Genomic DNA, 25990 nt, shown 5'->3' with positions numbered 1-25990 from the left:
ACGGGTCTCCGGCGTTCACCCGGACTGCGACCAGCGTCCGACGTCACCCCGCTCGAGCGCGACGGCGAGCAGTTCCGGGAACCGGTCGGGCGTGCACGCGAAGGCGGGAACCCCGAGTTCGGCGAGCGCCGCAGCGTTGTCGCGGTCGAAGGACGGCGCCCCGTCGTCGGACAGCGCCAGCAACACCACGACCTGCACACCCGCGGCGAGCATCTCCCGGATGCGCGAGAGCATCTCGGCGCGGATGCCGCCCTCGTACAGATCCGAGATGAGCACGAACAGCGAATCGGCCGGGCGCGTGATGAGCGACCTGCTGTAGGCGATCGCCCGATTGATGTCGGTGCCGCCGCCGAGCTGGGTGCCGAACAGCACGTCCACCGGATCGGCGAGCTTGTCGGTCAGATCCACCACCGCGGTGTCGAAGACGACCAGCGAGGTCCGCAGTGCCCGCATCGACGCCAGGACCGCCGCGAACACCGACGCGTAGACCACGCTCGACGCCATCGACCCGGACTGGTCCACCGCGAGCACCACGTCGCGCTTCACCGCCTGGGAGCGGCGCCCGTAGCCCACCAGCTTCTCGGGCACCACCGTGCGATGCTCCGGCAGGTAGTGGGCCAGGTTCGCGCGGATCGTGCGATCCCAGTCGATGTCGCGCAGTTTCGGATTCGACGTCCGCGACGACCGGTCGAGCGCACCCGTGACGGCGGTGCGGGTGTGCTGCGCGATGCGAGCCTCGATCTCGCGCACGACCTTCTCGACGACCGTCCGTGCCGTCGCCTTGGTGGTCTCCGGCATCACGCGGTTCAGGCTCAGCAACGTGCCCACGAGGTGCACGTCCGGTTCGACGGCCCCGAGCATCTCGGGTTCGAGGAGCAGCCGGGTCAACCCGAGCCGATCCACGGCGTCGCGCTGCATCACCTGGACGACGGATGTCGGGAAGTAGGTGCGGATGTCGCCGAGCCAGCGCGCCACCCTGGGTGCGGATGCGCCGAGACCTGCGGTGCGCGGTGCCGTGCCGTCGCCGGGCGCGCTGTCGTACAGCGCGGCGAGCGCGGCGTCCATCGCATTGTCGTCGGCCGAGGACAGGGATCCCGTGGAGTCCTCCGCGGCCTCGCCGAGTGCGAGCCGCCAGCGGCGCAGGCGTTCGGTGTCGCCGGATTCGGTTGTCATGCAGACACTCCCAGAATCGACGCGGTGGCGGTCAGGGCGATCCGGCCGCGGTCCACGGCCGGCGGTGCCTCCGTGCCGCGGGTGCGTTCGCCCCGCACCGTCTGTCCGAGCAGGCGTCGCTCACCGAAGGCGAACGACCCGAAGGTGCGTCGGAGGACGGGTAGGACGTCGACGAAATCGTCGTCGGTGAGGCCGCTGATCCATTCGTCGACGAGGTCGAACAGTGCGCTGTCGTGGACGAGCAGGAGCCCGCCCCCGCCGAGGAAACCGTCGATCCAGCGCGCCTTCGCGGGTGCGGGTGACCCCACCGACAACGCTCGCGCGACCCGCACGGCCGCGTCGTGTTCGCCGAGTCGGCCGGTGTCGCGCAGCATCCGGGTGGTGCGGCCGACGAGCAGCCCGTCGACGTCGTCGCGCTCGCTCACCGACGTCAGTGTGTCGAGCCATCGACCGGTCGCGCTCGGGTCCTCGCGCAGTGCGAGAGCGAGGTGCACATCGTCGATCGCGGTGCGCAGCGCATCGGCGGCGTCGTGGTCGAGGCCGGTGACCGCCGCCGGGAGACCGGCGCACACCCGCGCGAGGAGGGCGTCGCAGACGTGTTCCAGGGAGGACAGATCGGTGCCTCGCACATCGCCGTACCGGACGGTGCGCACGAGGGTCGGCAGTGCGCTCATCAGGTGCAGCACATCGTGATCGAGAGCGGCCGCCGCATCGATCGCCGTCACCAGCGACGGGATCGTGGTCCGCAGGTCGGCGAGCAACGCCCGTTCGAGGAGTTCGGTGAGGTCGGCGAGCGCGATCCCGGAGCGTGCGGCACGGTCGCCCACCGTGGCACCCGCCGCGGATTCCACCGTCGTGCCCCACCGGGACGCCTCGACGATCGCCACCGACAACTCGGGTTCCCACCGCAGCGTCCAGGTCTCGCGGAACGTGCCGGTCGAGCGCACCTCGCTCTCCGTGGGCGTGCCCCAGTCGATCCCGAGCAGCGCCAGGCGGTGCAGCAGTCGCGACCGCGCGACGTCGATCTCGCGGCGCAGGTCCAGATCGAGGTTCTTCGCTTCGGCGGACCGCTTGAGACGCAACGACTTCGCATTCCGCTGCAGGTCGGTGTCGAGCGGGACGGTGGGGGTGTCCTCGGAGACCGAACCGAGTGCCTCGCCGACGACGAGCCGCCGTGTGACGAGGTCGAGCAGGACGTCGTCGCCGTCGCACAGCACCGATCGGGTCGCTTCGACGACCTCGTCGAGTCCGGCCACCGCGCGACCGCGCAGTGCCGCGAGCGTGTCGGCGAGGCGCGTCGCCTCGATGACGTGGGCGCTCGAGACGGGCAGATCCTCCTTGCGCAGGACACGGGCCACGCGGGTGAACCAGCGTGCGGTCGTGTCCGTGGGCTGTGTGAACAGGTGGTGGTACCAGCCTGGCGAGGTGATGCCGGCGCCGTAGCCCGACGACAGCGACAACCGGGAGTGGCTCCACGGCACCCACGTGAGAGTGGTCTTGACCTTGGGCATGCCCTTGAGCAGACGCGCGTCGGGGGCGGCCGGTCCGAGTCGGCCGGTCAGTGCGGGCGCGTGCATCGCCCCGCACACCACGGCGATCGCGCGGGCCCCGGCCTTGACCGTCGCGCGCAGCACCTGCCGCATGTGCGCCTCGCGTCGCGCGGTGTGGTCGTCGATCCCGACATCTTCGCGCAGCGCCCGCATCGCGTCGGTGATCTCGTCGAAGGCCTGTGCGGTGCCGTGCTCGACCACCGCATCCCACCACTGCTCGAAATCGGCGTAGCCGCCGGCGCGGGCGAGCATGCCGAGCAGATCGTCGGTCGCGCGGTCGCCGACCTCGCGTTCGGCGGCGAGCGACATCGCCGCCGGAAGATCGCAGAACCGCACGTCGGCGTCGTGCAGGTACGCCCACCGCAGGGCCTGCCACTCGGGCGAGAAGGCCGCGAACGGCCAGAACGCGGCCTGCGCCGGTTCGTCGCGGGCGTAGGCCAGCAATGCGACCGGCGGAACCATGTCGTCGGCCGCGGCGAGCGCGAGCACCGGATCGGCGTCCGACGGACCCTCGATGAGGACGGTGTCGGGTTCGAACTCCGCGAGTGCCTGCAGGACCGCGCGCGCCGAACCCGGCCCGTGGTGCCGGATTCCGAAGACCCGGATCTCCGCGGGCGCAGCCGCGCGGTCGAAGAGAACGTCGGTCACCCGGTGATCTCCCGGCACGCCCGGTAGAAATCGGTCCAGTCGCCGCGTTCCCGGACGACGGCCTCGAGATATTCGTTCCAGACCACGCGATCGGAGACGGGGTCCTTGACCACCGATCCGAGGATTCCGGCCGCGACGTCGGAGGGCCGCAGCACCCCGTCGCCGAAGTGCGCTGACAGGGCCAGACCGCCCGTGACCACCGAGATCGCCTCGGCGGTGGACAACGTGCCCGACGGGGACTTCAGCTTGGTCCGGCCATCGGTCGTGACACCGCTGCGCAGCTCCCGGAACACCGTGACGACGCGGCGGATCTCCTCCGCGGCCGCGGGCACGGCCGGCAGTTCGAGTGCGGCGCCGAGTTGTTCGACGCGGCGGGTGACGATCGAGACCTCGTCCTCCTCGCTCGCCGGCAACGGCAACACGACGGTGTTGAACCGTCGACGCAGCGCGGACGACAGGTCGTTGACCCCGCGGTCGCGGTCGTTGGCGGTGGCAATGACGTTGAACCCCTTCGTCGCCTGCACCTCGATGCCGAGTTCGGGGACGGGAAGCATCTTTTCCGACAGGATGGTGATCAGCGCGTCCTGCACGTCGGCGGGGATGCGGGTGAGTTCCTCGATACGGGCCACGGCGCCGTCGCGCATCGCGGTCATGACCGGGGAGGCGACCAGCGCGGCGGCGCTCGGCCCTTCGGCGAGCAGCCGCGCGTAGTTCCAGCCGTACCGCACCGACTCTTCGGTCGTGCCCGCCGTTCCCTGTACGAGCCGGGTCGACGAACCGCTGATCGCGGCGGCGAGATGCTCCGACACCCAGGTCTTCGCGGTACCCGGCACACCGAGCAGCAGCAGTGCCCGGTCGGTTGCCAGGGTCGCGACGGCGACCTCCATCAATCGGCGCGGGCCGACGTACTTCGGGGTGATGACGGTGCCGTCGGACAGTTCGCCGCCGAGCAGGTAGGTCACCACGGCCCACGGCGACAGCTGCCACGACGGCGGGCGCGGCCGGTCGTCGAGTCGCGCGAGTGCTGCGAGTTCGTCCGCGTACTGCTGTTCGGCGTGCGGGCGCAGCAGGTCGGTGCCGGACCCGGCAGTGTCGGATACGTCGGGCCCGGCGGTGTCGGATGCGCCGGATTCGTCGGGCCCGCCGGTCTCGAACGTGCCGGTATCGGACGCCTCGGCCTCATCGGTGCCGACAACTGCAGGGGTCGACTCGAAGTCGGTCAACTCAGCTCCTCGTGGATCGTCTTGCGGAGGGTCAGGGTGTCGGCTGCGCTCGCGAACAGGTGCAGGCGACCGAGATCGTCGGTGCGGTTCGCGGCGTCGGCCAGCAGGTCGGCCAACTCGAAGGGTGCCCGGTGGGCGAGCAACGTCAGCACGTCGCGCACCACGCGGGTGGTCGTCAGCTTCGTGTACAGCGCGGTGAGCACCTTCTCGGCGACATCGCGCGGCCACGGCGCCGGGAGCGCGGCGAGCAGCGTGTCGTCGAGAACCGCGGACGGCGACACATCGCGCAGGTGCGTGAGCAGGATGTCGCGGGGCACGACCTGCGCGACCGCCGCGTCGACGGTGCCGTCGCGTCGTAGCAACGCCGCAGCCCAGTCGCCGTCGCGCTGCCGGACCGCCGCGCGGCCCCACCCCTCCGTCAGTGCCGTGCGGACGGTGTCGTCGACGTCGAACTCCGGTAGCACCGTGTCTCCGGCGTGCTCGCGCCACATCGACAGCGGAGCCGCCGCGACCGCCGCCACCAGCAGATCGCGGGCCGGATCGTCGACGAGACCGTCGCGGAGTGCGCCCTCGTCCGGCCGGTCGGGAACAGCGAGCGTAACGGTCGAGCCGTCGACGAGCAACCACTGCCGCACCCGCTCGGCCATGCGCCGCGCGAACGTGGAGTCCGGCAGGCGGGGGAGAAGGTCGAGTGCCACGGCACGGACCTTGCGGCTGCGGTCGTCGAGGGCGCGTTCGAGCAGGTCTTCGTCGTGCGGACCGAGACCGACCGCGAGCAGGGCGACGAGCTCGGCCCGCTGGGCCGCGGTCTGCGCACCCCACGACGCCGCGAGTGTCGCCGTCGCCGCGGCCGGGTCGTGCGCGCGCAGCGCCTCGAACCATCGGCGTAGCCGGGCGGGCGGACCGGCGTGCCAGGGCGTGTCGTCGAGCGGGTCGGGCGGCAGCAGATCGGCCCATTCCGGGTTGCGCGCTGCCACCCAGCGTCCGCGGGAACCGGTGAGCGCGACCAGCCGGTCGCGGTGCACCGCGTCGGTGGTCGCGACCGTCAGCAGGTCGACCACGATGTCGTGCGACGCGCGGAATCGGGCCGCCACCTCGAACCACTCGTCGAGCAGCGGGGAGCGGACGGCGAGCAGCGCGCGCAGGCGTTCGGCAGCCGCGCCGGGGAGGACGGGACGGTCGTCGTCCGGGGCCGGCGACGGCAGTTCGCGGACCACGGGCACGGTCGCGGCGGTGAGGAAGGTCGTCTCCAGTGCGGCGGCGGCGAGCAGCGTCGCGGCGGGGTCTCCGGCGAGTTCGCGCGCAGCGTCGGCCGTGTGCAGCGTGTCGAACTCCGGCGCGGAGCGTGCCGTGCCGAGAAGTGCTGCGGTCGTAAGCGATTCGGGCAGGGCGGTCACCAGGTCATCACCTGTCCTTCGGTGAACAGTGAGACGGGAGCGAGAGCGGTTCCGTCCCAGTCGCCGCAGACCGTGACGGGACGACCTCCCGCGACGGCGTGCAGCCGCCAGCGGCTGTCGTCGTCACCGGCCAGCGGCAGTGCCCGTCCGGACGGGTCGACGACGTACCAGCCGTCCTCGCTGTCGGTGGGGGTGACCGCGTCGAGCAGGACGGGCCAGGTGCGCAACCACGGATCTGCTCCGCGCATGCGGGCGTATTCGTCCAGCGCAGCGTCGAGTCCGGTGGCGGGCAGGGTCGTGAACGGCTCCGTCTCCCCGTGCTGTCGGCCGAGCACGGCTCGCAGTGGGGCCGCGCCGGGGTAGAAGTGCAGATCGGCGTCGACCAGCGAACCGGGGAAGGGGAGCGGCGTGGTGAAACGTGCTGTTCCGTGAGCGAAGTCGAGCAGGATCGCCCAGCGTCCGCTCGACCGCCCCCGAAGCCACGTCTTGCGGGTGAACATCCGGCTCTCCTCGGTGACGCGCACGGCGAGGACCTGCCAGCGGTCGCGCACAGCCGGTTCGGCGCGGACCTCCTCGCTACGGGTGCTGAAACCGAGATGGGTCTGCAGCGAACGCAGGAGCGGCCTCGGCAGATCGTCGCGCTGTCGGTACGCCACGGTCATCAGGTGCAGGCGCGCGTACTCGGCGAGCAGCCTGGCAGGCCAATCGGTTTCGTCGTTCACGACGGTGGCCAGGGTGCGCAGTGCCGACGCCGCGCCGGGAGCCTGGGCGTCGACCATGCGGGCGGCGATCGTCTCGTAGGTGTCGTAGCCGTGATCCACCGCCCCGAGGCCGTGCCGGATGCGGTCAGTCAGCCAGCGGTCGAGGTCGTCGAGTCCTGCCGCGACCCGCTCGGCGCGGCGCTGGGCGGTCACCGGATCGGGCGCCTTGACCGGCTCGTCCACCGGGGCGGGAAGTGTGGTGGACGCGACGCGGGCGGCGAGCCATCCGGTGACGAAGTCGGGTGCCTGCGCGGCCGGCACGGCACCCTCGGACCAGCGCACGAGCAGTGACAGGGCGTGCTTGCAGGGCAGTTTCCGGCTCGGGCACGTGCACGTGTAGGCGGGAGCGCTCGGGTCGATCGCCGTGCGGTACGGCGTGGTGCCGCGTCCGCGGCACAGTCCCCACAGGGCGGTGATGTCGTGACCGGTCTCGAGCCATGCGGAGGCGACGCCGCGCGCAGCCGTCATCGAGGACGGATCGGGCGCGACGGCGTTGATCTGCTGGAGGGTCCAGGGGGCGGTCACGAGCGTCGAAGGTACGAGGCGGGTCCGACAGGAACGGTGGGATCAGGATGTCGCACGGGTCTCCAGACGTGCGCGGATGCCGTCGACGAACAACCGCAGACCGAATTCGAACCGGACGGCGGGGTCGCCGTCGAGCAGGTCGTCGTCGGCCTCGGCCGGCTGCTCGGTCGCGACCTCGGGGGACAGCGGTGCGCGCGTGAGCGCGCCGAGTTCCTCGAGCTGCGCGCGGGACTGCTCGTCGACGGTGTGGCCGAGCACGTAGTGCAACAGCGCGTAGCCGGTGAGTTCGGCGTACGCCCGCGACAGACCCGCGCGTTCCGCGGTGCCGACGAAGGCGTCGCGGGCCGACGAGGTGGTCAGCCGGGAGGCGTAGCTCGAGGCGACGAGTTCGGCGCCGTCGCGGTGGGCGAGCAGTGCGGCACGGAAACGGTGCGCGAGCTCTGAAAGGGCCTCGTCCCAGGCGTCGCTCGCGGGCGGTTCGTCGACACCGTCGAGGATGCGGTCGGCCATGGCGCCGAGCAGGGTCTGCTTGTTCGGGAAGTGCCAGTACAACGCGCCGGGCTGGACGCCGAGCGACGACGCGAGCTTGCGCATCGTCAGGTCGCCGAGCCCGTACTCGTCGAGGATCGCCATGGCGCCGTCGAGGACGTCGCCGCGTCGCAACTGCACTGCTTCTTCGCTCCCGCTTCTCCTGCTGCCCGCGGCGGTACCACGCCACGGGGGATCCGAACCGAAGGATTCGTGCCTTTGACACTATCGGACGCTTCGCCCTAACCTGAACGCTGTTCAATTGAACGATGTTCAAGTTCTCGCCACCCCAGGAGACGGCAGTGACCCAGGCGCCCGCCCGCACCGACATCCTCGAAATCGCTCGCGACCAGGTGCTGGGTCGCGGAATCGGCTTCGACCGTGACCAGACCCTCGAGGTCCTGCAGCTGCCGGACGACCGCATCGACGACCTGCTGGCGGTCGCCCATGACGTGCGCATGGCATGGTGCGGACCGGAGGTCGAGGTCGAGGGGATCATCAGCCTCAAGACCGGCGGCTGCCCCGAGGACTGCCACTTCTGCTCGCAGTCCGGCCTGTTCGCCTCGCCGGTGCGTGCCGCCCGGCTCGACATCCCGTCGCTCGTCGAGGCCGCGAAGCAGACCGCCAAGACCGGAGCCACCGAGTTCTGCATCGTCGCGGCCGTACGCGGACCCGACGAGCGCCTCCTCTCGCAGGTCGCGGCCGGTATCGAGGCGATCCGCAACGAGGTCGACATCCAGATCGCGTGCTCGCTCGGCATGCTCACCCAGGACCAGGTCGACCGGCTCGTCGCGATGGGCGTGCACCGCTACAACCACAACCTCGAGACCGCCCGCTCGCACTTCCCGAAGGTCGTCACCACCCACACCTGGGAGGAGCGCTTCGAGACGCTGCGCATGGTCCGCGAGGCAGGTATGGAGGTGTGCTGCGGAGGCATCCTCGGGATGGGTGAAACCGTCGAGCAGCGAGCCGAATTCGCAGCCGACCTCGCGGCGCTCGAGCCCGACGAGGTGCCGCTCAACTTCCTCAACCCGCGCCCCGGCACCCCTTTCGGTGACCTCGAGGTGCTGCCCGCCACCGAGGCGCTCAAGGCCGTGGCGGCCTTCCGATTGGCGTTGCCGCGCACCATCCTCCGGTTCGCCGGCGGCCGCGAGATCACGCTCGGCGATCTCGGCGCACAAAAGGGGATCCTCGGCGGGATCAACGCCGTCATCGTCGGCAACTATCTCACCACGCTCGGCCGGCCGGCGGAGACCGACCTCGATCTGCTCGGCGAACTGAAGATGCCGATCAAGGCCCTCGGCGAGACGATCTGATGTTCGATCCGTTCACCGGCGAAGCGATCGTCGACGGGACGGTCCGGACCCATTCCGCAGCAGTGCAACTCGGACTCGAACCGCCACGGTTCTGCGCTCGGTGCGGTCGGCGGATGATCGTCCAGATCGCGCCGGACGGGTGGTGGGCACGGTGTTCGCGCCACGGGACCGTCGATTCGCTGATGAGCGAACAGCGCTGAGCACCGACCCGATTCGACGGCCGGCGGGTTCTACCCATCGTCGTCGGGATCGCCCGGATAGGTCACGACCCCGTCGGAATCCACCGACGGCGTCGCGCCCCACTGTCCCAGCACGTGCTGTCGAGGCTTCGCGTTGTTGACGAGATGCACGACGGTCCATCCCCGTGCGGCGAGGATGTTCGCGATCAACAGCCGGTGACAGCGCCACGGCATCGGCTCACCGCACATGATCGCGACGTGCCGGTGCTCGGCCAGTTCGGTGAGGCGCTCCAATCCGGCCTCGAAGTCGTCGGTGAGGGTGTAATCGGCGTAGTTCTTGAAACTCGCGTTCTTCCAGCCCGCGTTGAGGGCCGGATCGATACCCTTCTGTTTCGGCCGCCTGCCACCGAGTTCGGTGAGGTGCAGATAGCCGATCCCGGCACTGTCGAGCCAGGACGGCATCTCGTCGGCGTCGAACTGCGGGCTGCGGCGCGAACCGGGCATCTTCCGTACGTCGACGACGAGTTCGATGTCGGCCGAGGTCAGCGTGTCGAGCAGGACGGACTGCGGACACGTCCAGTGGCCGATGGTCCACAGGACGCGGGAGTCGGCACTCATGGCACCCATCGTCCCATCACGCGGGCGCCACCCGTCGGCGTAGTTCCTCGGCGCCGTCGCCCTCCAACCGGGACAACCCCGCACGACGGCCGGCGAGCAGCAACAGGATCGCGGAGATCGGTCCCCGCACCTCGGGTCCGGAACCGGAGGACCACTCGGTATCGGTTGCACTGAAACGGAATCCGTCGAGCGGGACGTCGGCGAAGACCCGGGCCTTGCCGGTGCCGCGGGTGGACCACATCCGAGTGGCGCCGGCCGCGGCGGCATCCGGTGGCATCGGCAGGTCGCGCTGCAGCGGTACCGCGATGTCCTGGCCGTGGACGAGCAGATCGATCATGGCCTCGAGCGGGGTGATGCCCACGTTGTGCCGCCGGGAGCCGATCATTCCCCGAAGGTCCGCGATCAACTCCTGTGTCGGTCGCCGGGCACGGTCGCGAGAGGACTCGCGGATGATCGTGTTGACCCCGCCGCGATGACGCACGACCATGCGGACGAAATCGACCACGGTGAGCTGCTGCAGCGTGAGGTGCGCGGCGACGTCGCGCACGGTCCAGCCCTCGCACAGCGACGGCCGACGCCACTCGTCGTCGGTCAGTTGTTCCAGCAGGTCGGCGGTTCGTGCGCGCTGCTCGTCGATCGTGTTCCAGATGTCGTCGACGTTCATGGGATCACCTGACCTGGGTCCGCCGGACACGCGATCCGCTCATTCTAGATCGCGGATCGCTCCCCACCCACGGATTCCGGCGCCGGTACGGCATCCTCCGCGGCACGGCTCACCGACTCCCACTCGAGCCAGATGTCGATCTTCTCCCGGGTGGCGGCGACGGCCGCATCCAGCACGGCGTTGCCCAGGACGATGCGTCGCGGCGGTCGGTCGGCATCGACGACCTCGAGGAGTGCCCGCGCGGCCAGGGTGGGGTGGCTGTCGATGCTCGTGGACGCGCTCTGCTCCTCGATCTCGGCTCGCAGTGAGTCGTAGTCCGATTGCGGAGTGCTCACCGTCATGGTGGTGTAGAGATCGGTCCAGTAGCCGCCCGGCTCGACGATCGTGACGTCGATGCCGAAATGCGCGGCCTCGACGGCCAGTGCTTCACTGAGTCCTTCGAGGGCGAACTTGCTCGCGCTGTACAGCCCTGTGCCGGCCCCGCTCAGTACGCCCCCGATGCTCGAGAGCTGCACGAGATGCCCGCGTCCTCGGCTCCGGAAGGCCGCCATGGCGGCCTGGCTGACCCACATCGCTCCGAAGAAGTTCGTCTCGAACTGTGCACGCGCCTGCTCCTCGGTGAACTCCTCGACGAATCCGTAGGTCATGGTGCCCGCGTTGTCGACGACGATGTCGAGGTCTCCGAAATGTTCGCGTGCCCTGTCGAAAGCGGCGAACACCGCCGTGCGGTCGGTGACGTCGGCCGGGAGTCGGAGGAGACGCTCCGGATCCCGGGGGAGATCGGCCGATTCGATCGATCGTGAGACGGCCACGACGTTGTCACCTCTCGACAGCGCGGCACGGACGAACTCCCTGCCCAGGCCGCGGCTCGCGCCGGTGATCAACCAGGTGCGGGGACGCGCGCCGGGGGTGACAGAGGATGGGATTGTCGGTTGGGTCTTCAATGGACACCTCCTGGATGAGACGAGACGGTCCGTCTCGCTCATTCGAGAATGATCCACGGAGGACTGTCTGTCAAGACGCAACGTCTCGTCTCGGTGCGGTATCGTCGTCTCATGCCCGCACGCCCCGAAACCGGACACTCCCGGCGGAACCCTGCCTCGCGGAAAGCGATCCTCGATGCCGCTTTCGAACTGGTCGCCGAGGTCGGCTACTCGAAACTCGGTATCGAGGCGATCGCCGCCCGGGCCGGCGTGGGGAAGCAGACGATCTATCGCTGGTGGCCGTCGAAGGGAGCCGTGCTCCTCGATGCGTACCTGGCGCGCACGCAGGGCGACGCCGGGGGCGAGGCCGCACTACCCGACAGCGGCGACCTGCGCGCGGACCTCATCGCGGTGCTGCAGGCCACCGTGGCGGAGCTGCGTGATCCGACGTTCGCCGTCCCGCTGCGCGCGTTGACCGTGGCGGTACTCGAAGACCCCGAACTCGCAGCGGAATACGAACACCGGCTCGACACACCGATGCGGGAGATGAAGAAGGCCCGACTCCGGGCCGCGCAGAATGCGGGGCAACTGCCGGACGACCTCGATCTCGATGTCGCCGTGGACTTGCTGTTCGCACCGGTCGCCCAGAAGTGGTCGGCCACGGGCGAACCCCCGTCGGACGACTACGTCCGCACGCTGGTCGAGACCGTCCTCGACGGCCTGACGCGCTCGGCCGAGGGCGTTCGGTCCGCGAGCATGTAACGCGCGACTCCTCGTGTCCGACACACACATCGGAATCGCATGACGATCTGTGCACGACGAACGGGGAGGGGCGGCATGGTTTCGGTCGACATTCTGGAATGGATCAGCGAGGGCTATCTGGCAGGCGATCCGCTGCGCTCGGCGCTGTTCGTCGGCTCGGCCTTCCTGACGATGCCGCTGCAGTTGCTCGAGGTCATCATGGGTCGGCCCTTCTGACCTCCTCGGGGAGGTTCACACCGGCGGTCGCAGGGCGGCGAATTCGTCCGTCACGCGCAGCCGGGAATCGGTGAAGCGGTAGAGCGCCGGGGGGCGGCCTCCCGCTTTTCCGGACGGTGCGGTGTTGCCGGTGCGGGTGAGTACGTTCCGGCGCGCCAGCACTCTTTGAAGATTGGTAGCGTCCACCTCGTATCCCAGTGCAGCGCAATAGATGTCGCGCAGAGTCGACATGGAGAACTCCGCCGGCGCGAGGCCGAACGCGATGTTCGTGTACGACAGCTTCGCGGCCAGGCGTGCATGGGCGTTCGCCACCATGACCCCGTGGTCGAAGGACATCTCGGGAAGGTCCGAGACCGGATGCCAGGCCGTATCGGCCGGCAGCTGGGGATCCGAGGTCAGGGGGATCAGGCCGAGATAGGTCGCCGCGATCGTGCGTGGACCCGGCACCCGATCCGGGTCGGAGAAGACCGACAGCTGTTCGAGATGTGCGACCTTGCGGACGTCGACCTTCTCCGCGAGTTGCCGCCTCGCCGACGTCGTGAGGTCCTCGTCGTTGCGTAGTTGCCCGCCGGGGAGCGACCACGTGCCGACCTGCGGATCGAGGGCCCGTTGCCACAGCAGCACCCCGAGTTCGGGTTCTTCGCGGAGGGTTCCCGAGGTGTCCGGAAAGCGGCGAACCTGGAACACGGCGATGAGCACTTCGTGACGGGTGTTACCATGTGGCATGTTTTCGATCCTAAGTCGAAAACCTCGAACACGGCAATTCCGGTACAACCCGCCGGGATGACACCCTCGAAGGAGCTAGGCCATGACCACGACCGAGTGGGCGGGAGCCGCCACCATCGTCGACGGCCCCGGCGGATACACGGGCGTCGAGGCGACGCCGGAATGGGCCGAGGAGGTCCGTCGGCTGGCCCGTGAGCGCAACGCCACGCTGCTCGCGCACAACTACCAGCTTCCCGCGATCCAGGACGTCGCCGACCACGTCGGCGACTCGCTCGCGCTCTCGCGTATCGCCGCCGAGGCCGAGGAGGACACCATCGTCTTCTGCGGCGTGCACTTCATGGCCGAGACCGCGAAGATCCTCAGCCCGAACAAGACGGTGCTCATCCCCGACGAGCGCGCCGGCTGCTCGCTCGCCGATTCGATCACCGCCGACCAGCTGCGCGAGTGGAAGGCCGACCACCCCGACGCCGTGGTCGTCTCGTACGTCAACACGACCGCCGAGGTCAAAGGCCTGACCGACATCTGCTGCACCTCGTCGAACGCCGTCGACGTCGTCGCGTCCATCGACCCCGACCGTGAGGTGCTGTTCCTGCCCGACCAGTTCCTCGGCGCCCACGTCAAGCGCGTGACCGGCCGCGAGAACATGCACATCTGGGCGGGGGAGTGCCACGTGCACGCCGGTATCAACGGCGACGAGCTCGCCGCGCAGGCCAAGGCGCACCCCGACGCCGACCTGTTCGTCCACCCCGAGTGCGGCTGCGCCACCTCGGCGCTCTACCTCGCCGGGGAGGGCTTCGTGCCCGACGACAAGGTCAGGATCCTGTCCACCGGCGGCATGATCGACGCCGCGCGGGAGACCGGCGCGAAGCAGGTCCTCGTCGCCACCGAGGTCGGCATGCTGCACCAGCTCCGCAAGGCTGCGCCCGGCATCGACTTCCAGGCGGTCAACGACCGCGCATCGTGCCCCTACATGAAGATGATCACCCCCGCCGCCCTGCTCCGCTGCCTGCAGGAGGGACACGACGAGGTCCACGTCGCCGCCGACGTCGCCGAGCGGGCCCGCCTGTCGGTGCAGCGCATGATCGCCATCGGCAACCCGGGCAGCGGCGAGTGACCACCGCCATCACGGTCGCGTGGGAGGACCACGCCGACCTGGTGGTCGTCGGGGGTGGCGTCGCCGGTCTCACGGCCGCGCGCGCCGCCTCCCGGCGCGGCGCGCGGGTGCTCACGGTGAGCAAGGGCGGCCCCACCGACACGGCCACCCAGTACGCCCAGGGCGGTATCGCGGTGGTGGCCCCGGTGGGCGACAGCGTCGACGCCCACGTCACCGACACACTTGCCGCAGGCGGGGGATTGTGCGACGAGGACGCGGTGCGCTCGATCGTCACGGCCGGCCCCGACGCCGTCACCGCCCTGCGCGATCTCGGCGCGGTGTTCGACACCGCCGGAGACGGCGACATCGCCCGCACCCGCGAGGGCGGGCACAGTACCCGCCGCATCATCCACGCCGGTGGCGACGCGACCGGCGCCGAGGTTCAGCGAGCCCTCGGCGCGGCGGGTCTGCCCGTCCTGTTCGGCGCCGCTGCCGCCCGGATCCTCACCGATGCGCGGGGCGTCACCGGACTGCTCGTCCTCGACGAGCGCGGGTTCGGCGTCGTCCACACCCCGGCCGTGTTGCTCGCGACCGGTGGCCTCGGGCAGCTGTACGCGTGCAGCACGAATCCGCCCGGCGCCACGGCCGACGGCATCGCGCTGGCCCTGGCCGCCGGCGCCGGTGTCGCCGACCTCGAATTCGTCCAGTTCCACCCGACCGTGCTGTTCGCGGAAGGCGGCACCGGACGTCGGCCGCTCATCAGCGAAGCGGTGCGCGGGGAGGGAGCACGACTGGTCGACTCCCGCGGCCGATCGATCACCGAGGGTGTGCATCCGCTCGGCGACCTCGCACCCCGCGACGTCGTCTCGCGGGCCATCGCCGAGCGACTCACTGCACTCGGTGAGGATCACGTGTACCTCGACGCCCGCCACCTCGACGGCTTCGCCACGCGTTTTCCGACCATCACGGCGATGTGTGCCGACGCCGGTCTCGATCCGGCCCGTGATCTGCTGCCGGTTGCTCCCGCCGCGCACTATTCGTGCGGCGGTGTCGTCACCGATGTGCACGGCCGCACCCGCATCCCCGGTCTGTACGCGGCAGGTGAGGTGGCACGTACCGGCCTGCACGGCGCGAACCGGCTCGCCTCCAACAGTCTTCTCGAAGGGCTCGTCCTCGGCGAGCGCGCGGGGACGGCCGCGGCGATCGAACGGGCCGGAACGCGTGTCGGGACGGACGGCATTCCCGCCGTCGCCTCGACCGTCTGTGATCGGACGGTGCTGCAGCAGCTCATGACCCGGCACGCGCTGGTCGTGCGCGACGCGGACGGACTGGCCGCTGCCGCAGTCGAACTCGGCAGGATGAGCGTCGTCGCAACCTGTACCGACGCCGATCGGCTCGAGGACTCGGCCCTCACCGTCACCGCGCGGGCCCTGCTGCTCGCGGCGCAGCGCCGCACCGAATCGCGGGGATGCCACACCCGCAGCGACCGTCCGGACACCGACCCGACGCAGGCACGCAGCCTCGAACTGCGCATCGACGACGACGGCGAGTTGTCCTTCACCACCCCGGAACTGACAGGAGTCAACTGAGATGACCACCGCGCTGCCCGACGGACTCGACCTCGCCGAGACCCGCGAGCTGGTCCGGAAGGCGCTCGACGAGGACCTGCGCTACGGACCGGACGTCACCACCGACGCCACCGTGCCCGCCGACGCCGTCGCCACTGCCTCGGTGGTCGCGCGGCAGGCCGGCACCCTCGCCGGTCTCGATGTCGGTCTGCTCGTCCTCGACGAGGTCATCGGTGCTGATCACTACCGCGTGCTCGATCGCAGGTCCGACGGCACGCGCGTGCTGCCCGGGGATTCGGTCCTGACCGTCGAGGCGCCGACCCGCGGCCTGCTCACCGCCGAGCGCACGATGCTCAACCTGCTGTGCCATCTGTCGGGCATCGCCACGGCGACCTCGCACTGGGTCGACGCCGTGACCGGCACCGAGGCGAAGATCCGCGACAGCCGCAAGACCCTGCCGGGGATGCGCGCACTGCAGAAGTACGCGGTGCGGATGGGCGGCGGCGTCAACCACCGCATGGGACTCGGCGACGAGGCGCTGATCAAGGACAATCACGTCGCCGCGGCCGGTTCGGTGGTCGCGGCGCTGCGCGCCGTCCGGGAACACGCTCCCGATATCGCGTGCGAGGTGGAGGTCGACACCCTCGAGCAGTTCGACGAGGTGCTCGCCGAGAACGTGGAATTGATCCTGCTCGACAACTTCCCGCTGTGGCAGACTCAGATCGCGGTGCAGCGGCGCAACACCCATGCGCCGCAGACACGACTCGAATCCTCCGGCGGCCTGTCCCTCGACGTCGCCGCCGACTACGCGCGCACGGGCGTCGACTTCCTCGCGGTGGGTGCGCTCACCCACTCTGTGACCGTCCTGGACTTCGGCCTCGACATGTGAGCGTGTAGGTCGCAGGTCACGGCAGGGACGAATCGGACGCGCCACCGGAACATCCGTCGGTGAGACGATCCCGCACGTGCGCTTTCTGGGGTAGAACTGACAGCACATCGACGTGCCGGTACCGGTCACGTAGGGGCGGTGCTCCGGTTGTCGCCGGTGCCGGGTGGGGGAGGAAGACAGAACACGATGCGGTTACCGATGTCACCGACCGACTCGATGTTCCTGCTCGGCGAGTCGCGCGACCACCCGATGCATGTCGGCGGTCTCCTGCTGTTCCAGCCGCCGGAGGGCAAGGACGCGAGCGACCTGAAGTCGATGTTCGCCGAGGCGCTCGCCCGGGAGGAACCCGCCGGGCCGCTGTGGCGCAAGCGGCCCACCCGCTCGCTGTTCACCCTCGGGCAGTGGGCATGGGAGGACGATCCGCGCTTCTCGATCGACTACCACGTCCGGTTCAACGCGCTGCCGTCCCCGGGCACGATGGACGATCTGTGGGAACTCGTCTCCCGCCTGCACGCGTCGCTGCTCGACCGCACCCGCCCGTTGTGGGAGATGCACCTGATCGAAGGGCTGTCCGACGGTCGCTACGCCCTCTACGTGAAGATCCACCACGCGGTCGCCGACGGGGTGGGGGCGATGCGCCTGCTGCGCCGTGCGCTCAGCACCGACCCGGACCGCACCGACATGCCGGCCCCGTGGGCGGTCGCCGACGCGCAGTCGTCGAGCCGCTCGGCGATGGGTACCGCGATCGGGTTCCCCGGCGCCGTCGTCCGCGCGGCGACCGGTGCGGTGAACGATGCAGTGAACGTCGTGTCCGAGGCGGTCGCTCTGGTTCCGGCGCTCGTCGGCACCGTCGACCGTGCTTTGCACAATCGCGGTGGTTCGTTGTCGCTGGGCGCTCCGAACACGATCCTCAACCGGCAGATCTCCGGATCGCGCAGATTCGCGGCCCGGTCCTGGCCGATCGAGCGACTGCGGATGGTGTCCAAGGCGGCCGACGCGACGCTCAACGACGTCGTCCTCGAACTGTCCGGTGGGGCGCTGCGGACGTATCTCTCCGAACACGATGCGCTGCCGGAGGATTCGCTGGTGGCGATGGTCCCGGTCTCGTTGCGTCGGAGCGGGAGCTCGTCGGGCAACGAGATCGGCATCCTCATGTGCACACTCGGGACGCAGTGCGCCGACCCGGTGGAACGTCTTGCGCGCGTGCGCGGTTCGATGATCGAGGGCAAGCACGCGATGAACTCGATGTCGAAGCTCGGTCGTCTCGCGACGAGCGCGGTGGGTGTGGCGCCCCTGGCGGTGGGAGTACTCACCGGCAACCGGGCGCTGCCGCGGCCGCCGTTCAACGTGATCGTCTCGAACGTGCCGGGCCCTGATGCGCCGTTGTACTGGAACGGTGCGCGCGTCGACGCGTTGTATCCGCTGTCGGTGCCCGTCGACGGGCAGGCGCTGAACATCACGTGCACGAGCACCGACGACGAGATCGCCTTCGGTCTCACGGCCTGCGGTCGCACGGTCCCGGATCTCGTCCGGCTGCTCGATCACTTCGACGAGGAACTCGAGGCGCTGGAATCCGCCCTCGGCGTCCGGGTGGAGATCGACGACGAGGTGAGCGGCGAGAGCGACGCCGAACACGGCTGACCGCGTCGTTTCGAGAATCGTTGCGCCGCATCACCGAACGGACAGGGCGGGGTCGCGACCGGGACCGACACGCCCGTCGCCCGCCCCGATTGGCTACGCTGAGCGCCCGTGACCGACTTCGACAGCCAGGTGGTGGCGGCTGTGACTGCCCACATGAACGACGACCACGCGGCCGACAGCCTGCTCATCGTGCGTGCCTTCGCCGAGCCCGGTGCCGTCGAGGCTCGGATGACCGGCGTCGACCGCGAGGCGGGGGAGTGGGTCGTCGTCATCGACGGTCGCGATCACACCGTGCGTATCCCGTGGCTCGAGCCGGTGACCGACCGGGCGGGACTCCGCACGGCCGTCGTCGACCTCTACAAGGCGGCGTGTACGCGCCTCGGGGTCGACACCCCGTCCTGATCGCTGTCCCGACCGCGCTGCGGCCGGGACAGCACGATCACGCCGACGCCGCGACGCGACGGGCGTGCGGCGTCCACACCTCCGTGAGCGCACGGCGGCCGATGAACAGCCCGATGTGGCCGGCATCGGCGATCGTGGTGGTGATCCTCTCCGGCGGGGTCGACACGTGCTCGGCCAGCGCGGTGACCTGCCGGGGAGTTGCGATCGGATCGGCGGACCCGGCGATGAGGTGGACCGGGCACTCGACGGCCGAGAGGTCGACGACGCGTCCTTCGGCCTTCAGTGTGCCGGCGACGAGTTCGTTGCCCACGAACAGGTGCCGCATGATCCATTCGCGGAAGGCCGAAGGGATCTCCTGCTTCCAGGTGAACCAGTGCCGTTCGGCCTCCCAGCGCGCCACTTCGTCGGGATCGTGGAGCAGGCCGAGCAGTGTCATCGCTCGTTCGATCTCACCGATCGGATCGGTGGTCGGCACTCCGACGGCCCGCGCCGCCCCGTACCAGAAGTCGATCGTCGTGGCCGCGGCCCCGCGGGGCGCGTGGGCGAGCACCGACAGCGCCGGCTGGTCGACGTGGAAGTCGATGGGTGCTCCCGCCACGGTCAGCGAGTGCACGCGCTCGGGATGCAGTGCCGTGTAGATCGTGCCGAGCCACCCGCCCTGGCTGTCGCCGATCAGGTTCACCCGGCCACCGAGATGGTCGACGGCCTCGGTGACGACCGCCAGGTGCTCATCGATCGAGCAGTCGTCCGTCGCGGGAGTCGCGGGTGCCCAGTCGAGGCAGTGCAGGCGGGTAAGACCACCGGCCCTGAGGGCTTCGACCTGGCTGCGGTCGGCGGAATGGTCGACGATGCACGAGTGGGTGCCGGCCTGCGGCGGCAGCAACAGCGTGGGGATCTCGTCGCGTGCGGGATCGGGGGTGCTGCAATCACGCAGAGCTCCGAGGGACCACCGGCACTCCACCGGCCAGTCCGTGGTCCAGCGCGGCGGCGTGGCCGAGGTCAGGGCGCGGCTGTACCGGTTCGCGTCGGAGACCAGCGTGCACGGCGTGGCGCCGCGTCGTACGAGGCCGGCGAGATAGCCGCTCCAGCCCGCGATCGCCGCGGTCCCGAGACGAAACGGGGCCGCGGCGATCCGGGCTGGTGTCGGTGTCAGCATGCACTGCACCGGAGAACGTCCGCTGATGCGGTGTTCGGTATCGACTGCATCGAGTGAGTCGACGATTACTTCAGCAGGTCGCGAGCGGTGCTCGTGACGGTGGTGGTGAGCTCGCGAGCGAAGGAGACCTGCGCCTTGGCGAGATCGGCGACCCACTCGACGGGGGTGGCGTCGGCGACCTTCTCCTGCAGATCCAGGAGGCTCGAGACGGCCTTCTCGTAGGTGTCGACACCGAGGTTTCCGCTCTGCTTCGCGGCGTCGACGAACTTCGCGTTGAACTCCTGGAAGCGCTCGGTGGCCTCGTCGACGGTCTTGGTGAACTCGGTCGCGGCCTTGTCGGCAACCGCAGCGGCCGTCGAGGTCAGCTTCTCGGCCGACTGCTGGGCCGTTGCGGTGGCCTCGGCGGCGGCCTTCGTGGCGGCTTCGGTCGCCTTGGCCGCGGCATCGGTGGCCTTGGCGTTGGCGGCGGTGGTCTTGGTCGGTGCGGTCATGGTGTGTACCTTCCGTGGGCGCTCGTGACAGGAGCGGGGCTTCCCCTGTGGGGGTGCGCTCGGATCAGCGCTGTTAGCAAGTTAGCAAAATGATAGCTAACACGCAATGTCACCCGAAGACATACGTTCCCGGGGCATCGCACAGCGGCGGATGCTGCGCGCTGCCCATCGCCGGGGGAGCGACGAGCTCACCGGCCCGCTTCGTCGACCATGCGGTCCAGTCCTCCCACCACGACCCTGCGGTGCGAGTGGCCTTCTCCGACCACGCCTTCGGGTCCTCGGGCAGCTTCGGGAGCTTCTCGGAGTCGGGCGCTCCGACGGCCTCGAACCAGGCCTTCGGGTTGGGGGGATTGACCGCGCCGGCCACGTGGCCACCGCTGGTCAGGACGTACCGGACCGACCCGCCGAGCAGGCCCGTCGCCTTGTACGACGAGGTCCACGGCACGATGTGGTCGTTGATGGCGCCCACCACGTAGGTGTCGCACGTGATGTCCGACAGGTCGAGGACCTCGCCGTCGAGTTCGTACACGCCGCGCGCGAGCTCGTTGCGGCCGTACAGCGACCGCAGGTAGTGCGAGTGCATCTTCGCCGGCATGCGGGTGCTGTCCTCGTTCCACGCCAGGATGTCGAAGGCGGCGGGCTTCTCGCCCTTCATCCACCGCGACACCCAGTAGTTGAAGATCAGATCGCGTGCACGGATCATGTCGAAGCTGCCGGCCATCTCGTTGCCCGAGAGGAAGCCCTGCTTGCTCATCCGGAACTCGACACGGTCGAGCGTCGCCGGGTCGGTCAGCAGCGCGAGCTCGCCGACCTCGCTGTAGTCCAGGAGCGTGTTGAGCATCGTGAACGCGCTGATGCGCTTGTCGCCCAGCTTGCCCATGCGCGCCGCGGCCATGGCTGCCATCGCGCCGCCCAGGCAGATCGACAGCACCTCGATGCGCGACGAGCCGGTGACCTCCTCGACGACGTCGAGCGCCGCGGAGACTCCCTGGCGGTAGTAGTCGTCCATCGTGATCTCGTGCATCGACTCGTCCGGGTTGCGGTACGAGATCGCGAACACGGTGCGGTTGTGCTGCACGGCCCACTCGATGAGGCTGCGCTGCGGCGCGAGATCGAGGATGTAGTACTTGTTGATCCACGGCGGCGCCGCCAGGATCGGGATCTCGTGCACCTCACCGGTCTGCGGGGCGTACTGGATGACCTCGATGAGGTCGTTGCGGAAGACGACCTTGCCGGGGGTCGCGGCCATGTTCTCGCCGAGGGTGAACGCCTCGCGATCGACCTTGAGCGGCAGGCCCTTCCGGTGCACGACGTCCTCGATGGCGTACTTCGCGCCGCGGAACAGGCTAGCGCCACCGGTGTCGAGTGCGCGCACGAGCACACCCGGGTTGATGAGGAAGTTCGACGGGGCGAGCGCGTCGAACATCAGGTTCGCGAACTGACGGGCCTTGCCGTCCTGCACGGGATCGCCCGAGCCGGCGTCGGCGAGGTCCTCGACGTACTCGCGGGTGGCGAGATAGCTCTGCAGCAGCGAGAAGTAGGCCGGATTCTCCTTCCAGGCGGCATCGGAGAACCGGCGGTCCTTCGGATCCAGCGGCACCGGGGGCTGCGGATCGGCGGCGTTCCACACGCGTGTCGCCGCCGCCGGGATGTTCGCCAGACGACCGGCGTACTCCGTGGTCGCGCCGGCCACGGCCCGCGGATTCTTCACTGCACGGCCGGCGACGGATGCGACGGCCGGTCCCCACCCGATCGGGTCGAGGGAGGAGGTGAGCTTCTTCTGCAGATGGTTGAGCACCGAGCAACTCCAGAACTGGGTGAATGGTCCGGAGCCGATGTTGACGCCGCCGACGGAGGCGCGCACCTTACCCCCAGGTACGTGCTACCTGCATGTTCGCCGACGACGTGACGAAATCGGGCTGACCTCGGCTGCTGCGTGACGCACGAACCCGCCTGGTGGCGATTGTGAGAATGCTCACTCCTCGCCGGGTTCGCGCCCTCCGCCACGCCGACGACGCGCGACGGTGACCTCCCGGAACGCCTCGTACATCTCCTCGAGCGAACGCCGCTGGGGATTGGTCAGGTCGGGATCCTCGCGAATCGCCCGCAGCACGGCGGACTCCGCTCCGTCGTCGGCCTGCGCGTGGGCCGCGAGGGTGTCCGCGGACAGGTGCAACTGTTCGGCGATCGCTTGCAGCACACGCTCGCTCGGCGCCCGCAGGTTCCGTTCGATCTGCGACAGGTACGGATTCGAGATGCCCACCATCGCCGCGAGCTGACGCATGGGCAGTTCTGCGAGTTCACGCTGGCGGCGGATCAACTCGCCCAACGTGCTCGGGCGCGACTCGTCCTCGTCCATGCCGACAGCATAAGCACGGTGATCCGTGCCGAGAGCATCCTCACGCGGGCGCGACTTCGAACGTCGTCGGGGGATGCGGGATAGTAGAGGGTGATCCCTGTTCGACGAGAGAGGACACCTCATGCTTGCCCGCACCGACCTGCGCGGTCGTACTCCCACCACTGCGGAGCTCAGGGGCGCACTGCCCCGCGGCGGAGTGGATGTGGACGCGGTGCTCCATCAGGTCCGTCCCGTCGTCGACGACATCCGCGACCGCGGCGCCGAGGCTGCGCTCGACTACTGCGAGAAGTTCGACGGGGTCCGCCCGGCGTCCGTGCGTGTTCCCGCCGCAGAACTCGACCGAGCGCTCGCCGAACTCGACCCCGCCGTCCGTGCCGCCCTCGAGGAGGCCATCGCGCGCACGCGCGTCGTGCACGCGGCTCAGCGTCGCACCGACGTCACCACCGAGGTCGTCCCCGGCGGTACCGTCACCGAACGCTGGGTGCCGGTCGAACGCGTCGGCCTCTACGTGCCCGGTGGCAACGCGGTCTATCCGTCGTCGGTCGTGATGAACGTCGTCCCGGCGCAGGCCGCCGGCGTCGAATCGCTCGTCATCGCCTCGCCGCCGCAGAAGAACTTCGGCGGACTGCCGCACCCGACGATCCTCGCCGCCGCGGCCCTGCTCGGCGTCGACGAGGTGTGGGCCGTCGGCGGCGCCCAGGGCGTCGCACTGCTGTCCTACGGCGGCACCGACACCGACGGCGCCGAACTCGCCCCGGTCGACATGATCACCGGCCCCGGCAACATCTACGTCACCGCCGCCAAGCGGCTGTGCCGCGCGGTCGTCGGCATCGACGCCGAGGCCGGTCCCACCGAGATCGCGATCCTCGCCGACCACACCGCCGACGCGGTGCACGTCGCCGCCGACCTGATCAGTCAGGCCGAGCACGACGTCATGGCCGCTTCGGTGCTCGTCACCACCAGCACCGACCTCGCCGACGCCGTCGACACCGCGCTCGCCGCGCAACTCGAGCTCACCAAGCACCGCGAGCGCGTCACCACCGCACTGTCCGGCAGCCAGTCCGGCATCGTCCTCGTCGACGACATCGACCAGGGCCTGAAGGTCGTCAACGCCTACGCCGCCGAGCACCTCGAGATCCAGACCGAGAACGCCTCCGAGGTCGCCGCGCGTGTCCGTTCGGCGGGTGCGATCTTCGTCGGGCCGTGGGCGCCGGTCTCCCTCGGCGACTACTGCGCCGGATCGAACCACGTGCTGCCCACCGCCGGCTGCGCCCGGCACTCGTCGGGCCTGAGCGTGCAGACCTTCCTTCGCGGCATCCACGTCGTCGAGTACACCGAGGCGGCCCTGAAGGACGTCTCCGGTCACGTCATCACCCTCGCGAACGCCGAGGACCTGCCCGCCCACGGTGAAGCCGTCCGTCTGCGATTCGAGGCGCTGAAGTGACCCAGATCCCCGGCTCCCGCATCACCCTCGCCGACCTGCCGCTGCGCGAGAACCTGCGCGGCAAGTCGCCCTACGGTGCACCCCAGCTGACGGTGCCCGTCCAGCTCAACACCAACGAGAACCCGCACCCGCCCACGCAGGCGCTCGTCGACGACGTCGCCGAGGCCGTGCGTGAGGCGGCGACGCAGCTGCACCGCTATCCCGACCGCGACGCGGTCGCGCTGCGCACCGACCTCGCCGCCTATCTGACGAAGGCGTCCGGTGTTCCCCTCGGCGTCGAGAACGTCTGGGCCGCGAACGGTTCCAACGAGATCCTGCAGCAGCTCCTGCAGGCCTTCGGTGGCCCCGGGCGCACGTCGATGGGCTTCGTGCCGTCGTACTCGATGCACCCGATCATCGCCGACGGCACCCAGACCGAGTGGCTGTCCACCTACCGGCGCGACGACTTCACCCTCGACGTCGAGGCATCCGTCGCCGCCGTGCGGGAGCGGCGGCCCGACGTCGTCTTCGTCACCAGCCCCAACAACCCGACGGGACACAGCATCCCGCTCGACCAGTTGCGGGTGATCCTCGACGCCGCCCCCGGCATCGTGATCGTCGACGAGGCGTACGTCGAGTTCTCCTCGCAGCCGAGCGCTCTGTCGCTGATCGACGAGTACCCGACGAAGATCGTCGTCTCGCGGACGATGAGCAAGGCGTTCGCCTTCGCCGGCGGACGGCTCGGTTATCTCGCCGCCGCCCCCGCGGTGATCGAGGCGCTGCTGCTCGTGCGCCTGCCCTACCACCTGTCGGTCGTCACCCAGGCCGCCGCGCGTGCGGCCCTGCGGCACGCCGACGAAACTCTCGCGTCGGTTGCGGAACTGGCCGCCCAGCGCGACCGCGTCGCCGCCGAACTCGCCCGGTTCGGCTACGACGTGATTCCCTCCGACGCCAACTTCATCCTCTTCGGCCGCTTCGCGGACGCCCCTGCCACCTGGCAGCGGTATCTCGACGAGGGTGTGCTCATCCGCGACGTCGGGATCCCCGGCTACCTGCGCACCACGATCGGCCTGACCCACGAGAACGACGAGTTGCTGCGAGTGAGCGAGAAGCTCGCGGCCACGGAAATCGAGGAAACCCGATGAGCGACCGCATCGCGCGCGTCGAACGCACCACCAAGGAATCGAGCATCACCGTCGAGATCGACCTCGACGGCACCGGTCGCACCGAGATCTCCACGGGGATCCCGTTCTACGACCACATGCTCACCGCGCTCGGCCAGCACGGTTCGTTCGACCTCACCGTGCAGGCGCAGGGCGACATCGAGATCGAGGCCCACCACACCGTCGAGGACACCGCCATCGTCCTCGGCCAGGCCTTCGGTCAGGCCCTCGGCGACAAGCGTGGCATCCGGCGCTTCGGCGACTGCTTCATCCCGATGGACGAGACCCTCGCGCACGCCTCGGTCGACGTCTCCGGCCGTCCCTACTGCGTGTTCACCGGTGAGCCCGACTACATGGTGCACTCGGTGATCGGGGGATATCCGGGCGTGCCCTACTCGACGGTGATCAACCGGCACGTGTTCGAGTCGTTCGCCTTCCACGCCCGCATCGCACTGCACGTGCGGGTGCTCTACGGCCGCGACCCGCATCACATCACCGAGGCCGAGTTCAAAGCGGTCGCCCGCGCGCTGCGTGAGGCCGTCGAACCCGACCCGCGTGTGACCGGCATCCCGTCGACGAAGGGCAGTCTCTGACAT

Annotated in this window: 26 protein-coding genes; 12 read left to right on the top strand and 14 right to left on the bottom strand. The window is 69.7% G+C overall.

The window, feature by feature from the left end:
• Window positions 1–15: 15 nt before the first annotated feature.
• The 6 genes from C6Y44_RS15190 to C6Y44_RS15165 all read right to left on the bottom strand — a co-directional run bounded on the left by C6Y44_RS15190 (window position 16) and on the right by C6Y44_RS15165 (window position 7946).
• Window positions 16–1173, bottom strand: coding sequence for a VWA domain-containing protein (locus tag C6Y44_RS15190; protein WP_088898444.1), 1158 nt, complete (start codon window positions 1171–1173; stop codon window positions 16–18).
• On the bottom strand, window positions 1170–3371 hold the full coding sequence (locus C6Y44_RS15185; RefSeq protein ID WP_159418074.1) for a DUF5682 family protein: 2202 nt from the start codon (window positions 3369–3371) through the stop codon (window positions 1170–1172). Before C6Y44_RS15185 ends, C6Y44_RS15190 begins: the two co-directional genes overlap by 4 nt.
• Window positions 3368–4441, bottom strand: a complete 1074-nt coding sequence (locus tag C6Y44_RS15180) for an ATP-binding protein (protein ID WP_159419196.1) — start codon at window positions 4439–4441, stop codon at window positions 3368–3370. Before C6Y44_RS15180 ends, C6Y44_RS15185 begins: the two co-directional genes overlap by 4 nt.
• Before the next feature lie 149 nt (window positions 4442–4590).
• Window positions 4591–5991, bottom strand: a complete 1401-nt coding sequence (locus tag C6Y44_RS15175) for a DUF5691 domain-containing protein (RefSeq protein WP_192378484.1) — start codon at window positions 5989–5991, stop codon at window positions 4591–4593.
• Window positions 5988–7277: an SWIM zinc finger family protein gene (locus C6Y44_RS15170; RefSeq protein ID WP_088898441.1), complete on the bottom strand. Its 1290-nt coding sequence runs from the start codon at window positions 7275–7277 to the stop codon at window positions 5988–5990. The genes C6Y44_RS15175 and C6Y44_RS15170 overlap by 4 nt, the downstream gene beginning before the upstream one ends.
• A gap of 42 nt (window positions 7278–7319) precedes the next feature.
• Entirely contained in the window at window positions 7320–7946 is a 627-nt protein-coding gene (locus C6Y44_RS15165; protein WP_088898440.1) for a TetR/AcrR family transcriptional regulator C-terminal domain-containing protein, read from the bottom strand.
• A 161-nt stretch (window positions 7947–8107) separates the two neighbouring features.
• Here C6Y44_RS15165 and bioB point away from each other — a divergent pair, with 161 nt between their 5' ends.
• Both bioB and bsaP read left to right on the top strand, forming a co-directional pair.
• Window positions 8108–9121: a biotin synthase BioB gene (gene bioB / locus C6Y44_RS15160; protein ID WP_088898478.1), complete on the top strand. Its 1014-nt coding sequence runs from the start codon at window positions 8108–8110 to the stop codon at window positions 9119–9121.
• Entirely contained in the window at window positions 9121–9321 is a 201-nt protein-coding gene (gene bsaP, locus C6Y44_RS15155; RefSeq protein WP_159418076.1) for a biotin synthase auxiliary protein BsaP, read from the top strand. The genes bioB and bsaP overlap by 1 nt, the downstream gene beginning before the upstream one ends.
• A 30-nt stretch (window positions 9322–9351) precedes the next feature.
• Here the strand turns inward: bsaP and C6Y44_RS15150 are convergent, their stop codons facing one another.
• From C6Y44_RS15150 to C6Y44_RS15140, 3 genes are read right to left on the bottom strand one after another with little or no spacing between them, the layout of a single operon-like run.
• The gene (locus C6Y44_RS15150) at window positions 9352–9918 is read right to left on the bottom strand and encodes a DUF488 domain-containing protein (RefSeq protein WP_159418077.1); all 567 of its coding nucleotides are present in this window, start codon (window positions 9916–9918) and stop codon (window positions 9352–9354) included.
• Between the two features lie 16 nt (window positions 9919–9934).
• On the bottom strand, window positions 9935–10582 hold the full coding sequence (locus tag C6Y44_RS15145; RefSeq protein ID WP_088898437.1) for a maleylpyruvate isomerase family mycothiol-dependent enzyme: 648 nt from the start codon (window positions 10580–10582) through the stop codon (window positions 9935–9937).
• 44 nt (window positions 10583–10626) lie between these two features.
• Entirely contained in the window at window positions 10627–11568 is a 942-nt protein-coding gene (locus C6Y44_RS15140) for an SDR family NAD(P)-dependent oxidoreductase (RefSeq protein WP_216850650.1), read from the bottom strand.
• 69 nt (window positions 11569–11637) lie between these two features.
• On the opposite strand from C6Y44_RS15140, the gene C6Y44_RS15135 reads away from it, so the two are divergent.
• Together C6Y44_RS15135 and C6Y44_RS15130 are read left to right on the top strand one after the other, a co-directional pair.
• The gene (locus C6Y44_RS15135; RefSeq protein ID WP_159418078.1) at window positions 11638–12267 is read left to right on the top strand and encodes a TetR/AcrR family transcriptional regulator; all 630 of its coding nucleotides are present in this window, start codon (window positions 11638–11640) and stop codon (window positions 12265–12267) included.
• A 75-nt stretch (window positions 12268–12342) separates the two neighbouring features.
• Complete coding sequence (locus tag C6Y44_RS15130) at window positions 12343–12483, top strand: hypothetical protein (RefSeq protein ID WP_174247025.1); 141 nt, start codon at window positions 12343–12345, stop codon at window positions 12481–12483.
• A 15-nt stretch (window positions 12484–12498) separates the two neighbouring features.
• Here C6Y44_RS15130 and C6Y44_RS15125 read toward each other — a convergent pair whose 3' ends face one another.
• A complete protein-coding gene (locus C6Y44_RS15125) occupies window positions 12499–13209 on the bottom strand; it encodes an NUDIX hydrolase (protein WP_088898435.1) in 711 nt (236 codons plus the stop codon).
• Window positions 13210–13291: 82 nt separating this feature from the next.
• Between C6Y44_RS15125 and nadA the strand changes: the two genes are divergently transcribed.
• From nadA to C6Y44_RS15100, 5 genes are all read left to right on the top strand, one after another.
• Entirely contained in the window at window positions 13292–14323 is a 1032-nt protein-coding gene (gene nadA, locus C6Y44_RS15120) for a quinolinate synthase NadA (RefSeq protein WP_120283148.1), read from the top strand.
• On the top strand, window positions 14320–15891 hold the full coding sequence (locus tag C6Y44_RS15115) for an L-aspartate oxidase (protein WP_159418079.1): 1572 nt from the start codon (window positions 14320–14322) through the stop codon (window positions 15889–15891). The genes nadA and C6Y44_RS15115 overlap by 4 nt, the downstream gene beginning before the upstream one ends.
• Before the next feature lies 1 nt (window position 15892).
• Complete coding sequence (gene nadC, locus C6Y44_RS15110; protein WP_059380996.1) at window positions 15893–16759, top strand: carboxylating nicotinate-nucleotide diphosphorylase; 867 nt, start codon at window positions 15893–15895, stop codon at window positions 16757–16759.
• Window positions 16760–16957: 198 nt separating this feature from the next.
• Window positions 16958–18400 carry a WS/DGAT/MGAT family O-acyltransferase gene (locus C6Y44_RS15105; protein WP_159418080.1) on the top strand — a complete coding sequence of 481 codons (1443 nt, stop codon included), beginning with the start codon at window positions 16958–16960 and terminating at the stop codon, window positions 18398–18400.
• Window positions 18401–18508: 108 nt separating this feature from the next.
• On the top strand, window positions 18509–18802 hold the full coding sequence (locus tag C6Y44_RS15100) for a DUF2470 domain-containing protein (protein ID WP_016696012.1): 294 nt from the start codon (window positions 18509–18511) through the stop codon (window positions 18800–18802).
• 37 nt (window positions 18803–18839) lie between these two features.
• Here the strand turns inward: C6Y44_RS15100 and C6Y44_RS15095 are convergent, their stop codons facing one another.
• From C6Y44_RS15095 to C6Y44_RS15080, 4 genes are all read right to left on the bottom strand, one after another.
• Window positions 18840–19958, bottom strand: coding sequence for an alpha/beta fold hydrolase (locus tag C6Y44_RS15095; protein ID WP_088898476.1), 1119 nt, complete (start codon window positions 19956–19958; stop codon window positions 18840–18842).
• A gap of 65 nt (window positions 19959–20023) precedes the next feature.
• On the bottom strand, window positions 20024–20449 hold the full coding sequence (locus C6Y44_RS15090; protein ID WP_059380999.1) for a hypothetical protein: 426 nt from the start codon (window positions 20447–20449) through the stop codon (window positions 20024–20026).
• A 109-nt stretch (window positions 20450–20558) separates the two neighbouring features.
• A complete protein-coding gene (locus C6Y44_RS15085; protein WP_225623574.1) occupies window positions 20559–22313 on the bottom strand; it encodes a PHA/PHB synthase family protein in 1755 nt (584 codons plus the stop codon).
• A gap of 111 nt (window positions 22314–22424) precedes the next feature.
• Entirely contained in the window at window positions 22425–22808 is a 384-nt protein-coding gene (locus C6Y44_RS15080; protein ID WP_085468371.1) for a helix-turn-helix domain-containing protein, read from the bottom strand.
• A 121-nt stretch (window positions 22809–22929) separates the two neighbouring features.
• Between C6Y44_RS15080 and hisD the strand changes: the two genes are divergently transcribed.
• From hisD to hisB, 3 genes are read left to right on the top strand one after another with little or no spacing between them, the layout of a single operon-like run.
• The gene (hisD, locus tag C6Y44_RS15075) at window positions 22930–24252 is read left to right on the top strand and encodes a histidinol dehydrogenase (protein ID WP_085468370.1); all 1323 of its coding nucleotides are present in this window, start codon (window positions 22930–22932) and stop codon (window positions 24250–24252) included.
• Window positions 24249–25376, top strand: a complete 1128-nt coding sequence (locus C6Y44_RS15070) for a histidinol-phosphate transaminase (RefSeq protein WP_159418081.1) — start codon at window positions 24249–24251, stop codon at window positions 25374–25376. Before hisD ends, C6Y44_RS15070 begins: the two co-directional genes overlap by 4 nt.
• Window positions 25373–25987, top strand: coding sequence for an imidazoleglycerol-phosphate dehydratase HisB (gene hisB / locus C6Y44_RS15065; protein ID WP_006554074.1), 615 nt, complete (start codon window positions 25373–25375; stop codon window positions 25985–25987). Before C6Y44_RS15070 ends, hisB begins: the two co-directional genes overlap by 4 nt.
• Window positions 25988–25990 lie beyond the last annotated feature (3 nt).

The sequence above is a fragment of the Rhodococcus rhodochrous genome (assembly GCF_014854695.1).
Taxonomy (GTDB): Bacteria; Actinomycetota; Actinomycetes; order Mycobacteriales; family Mycobacteriaceae; genus Rhodococcus.
This window is presented reverse-complemented; position numbering and strand designations above follow the sequence as displayed.

Coding starts and splice junctions, on each gene's coding strand:
- C6Y44_RS15190 (WP_088898444.1), bottom strand. CDS start 1,173: ATGACAACCGAATCCGGCGACACCGAACGCCTGCGCCGCTGGCGGCTC.
- bsaP (WP_159418076.1), top strand. CDS start 9,121: ATGTTCGATCCGTTCACCGGCGAAGCGATCGTCGACGGGACGGTCCGG.
- C6Y44_RS15150 (WP_159418077.1), bottom strand. CDS start 9,918: ATGAGTGCCGACTCCCGCGTCCTGTGGACCATCGGCCACTGGACGTGT.
- C6Y44_RS15145 (WP_088898437.1), bottom strand. CDS start 10,582: ATGAACGTCGACGACATCTGGAACACGATCGACGAGCAGCGCGCACGA.
- C6Y44_RS15140 (WP_216850650.1), bottom strand. CDS start 11,568: ATGAGCGAGACGGACCGTCTCGTCTCATCCAGGAGGTGTCCATTGAAG.
- C6Y44_RS15135 (WP_159418078.1), top strand. CDS start 11,638: ATGCCCGCACGCCCCGAAACCGGACACTCCCGGCGGAACCCTGCCTCG.
- C6Y44_RS15130 (WP_174247025.1), top strand. CDS start 12,343: ATGGTTTCGGTCGACATTCTGGAATGGATCAGCGAGGGCTATCTGGCA.
- C6Y44_RS15125 (WP_088898435.1), bottom strand. CDS start 13,209: ATGCCACATGGTAACACCCGTCACGAAGTGCTCATCGCCGTGTTCCAG.
- nadA (WP_120283148.1), top strand. CDS start 13,292: ATGACCACGACCGAGTGGGCGGGAGCCGCCACCATCGTCGACGGCCCC.
- nadC (WP_059380996.1), top strand. CDS start 15,893: ATGACCACCGCGCTGCCCGACGGACTCGACCTCGCCGAGACCCGCGAG.
- C6Y44_RS15105 (WP_159418080.1), top strand. CDS start 16,958: ATGTCACCGACCGACTCGATGTTCCTGCTCGGCGAGTCGCGCGACCAC.
- C6Y44_RS15095 (WP_088898476.1), bottom strand. CDS start 19,958: ATGCTGACACCGACACCAGCCCGGATCGCCGCGGCCCCGTTTCGTCTC.
- C6Y44_RS15090 (WP_059380999.1), bottom strand. CDS start 20,449: ATGACCGCACCGACCAAGACCACCGCCGCCAACGCCAAGGCCACCGAT.
- C6Y44_RS15080 (WP_085468371.1), bottom strand. CDS start 22,808: ATGGACGAGGACGAGTCGCGCCCGAGCACGTTGGGCGAGTTGATCCGC.
- hisD (WP_085468370.1), top strand. CDS start 22,930: ATGCTTGCCCGCACCGACCTGCGCGGTCGTACTCCCACCACTGCGGAG.
- hisB (WP_006554074.1), top strand. CDS start 25,373: ATGAGCGACCGCATCGCGCGCGTCGAACGCACCACCAAGGAATCGAGC.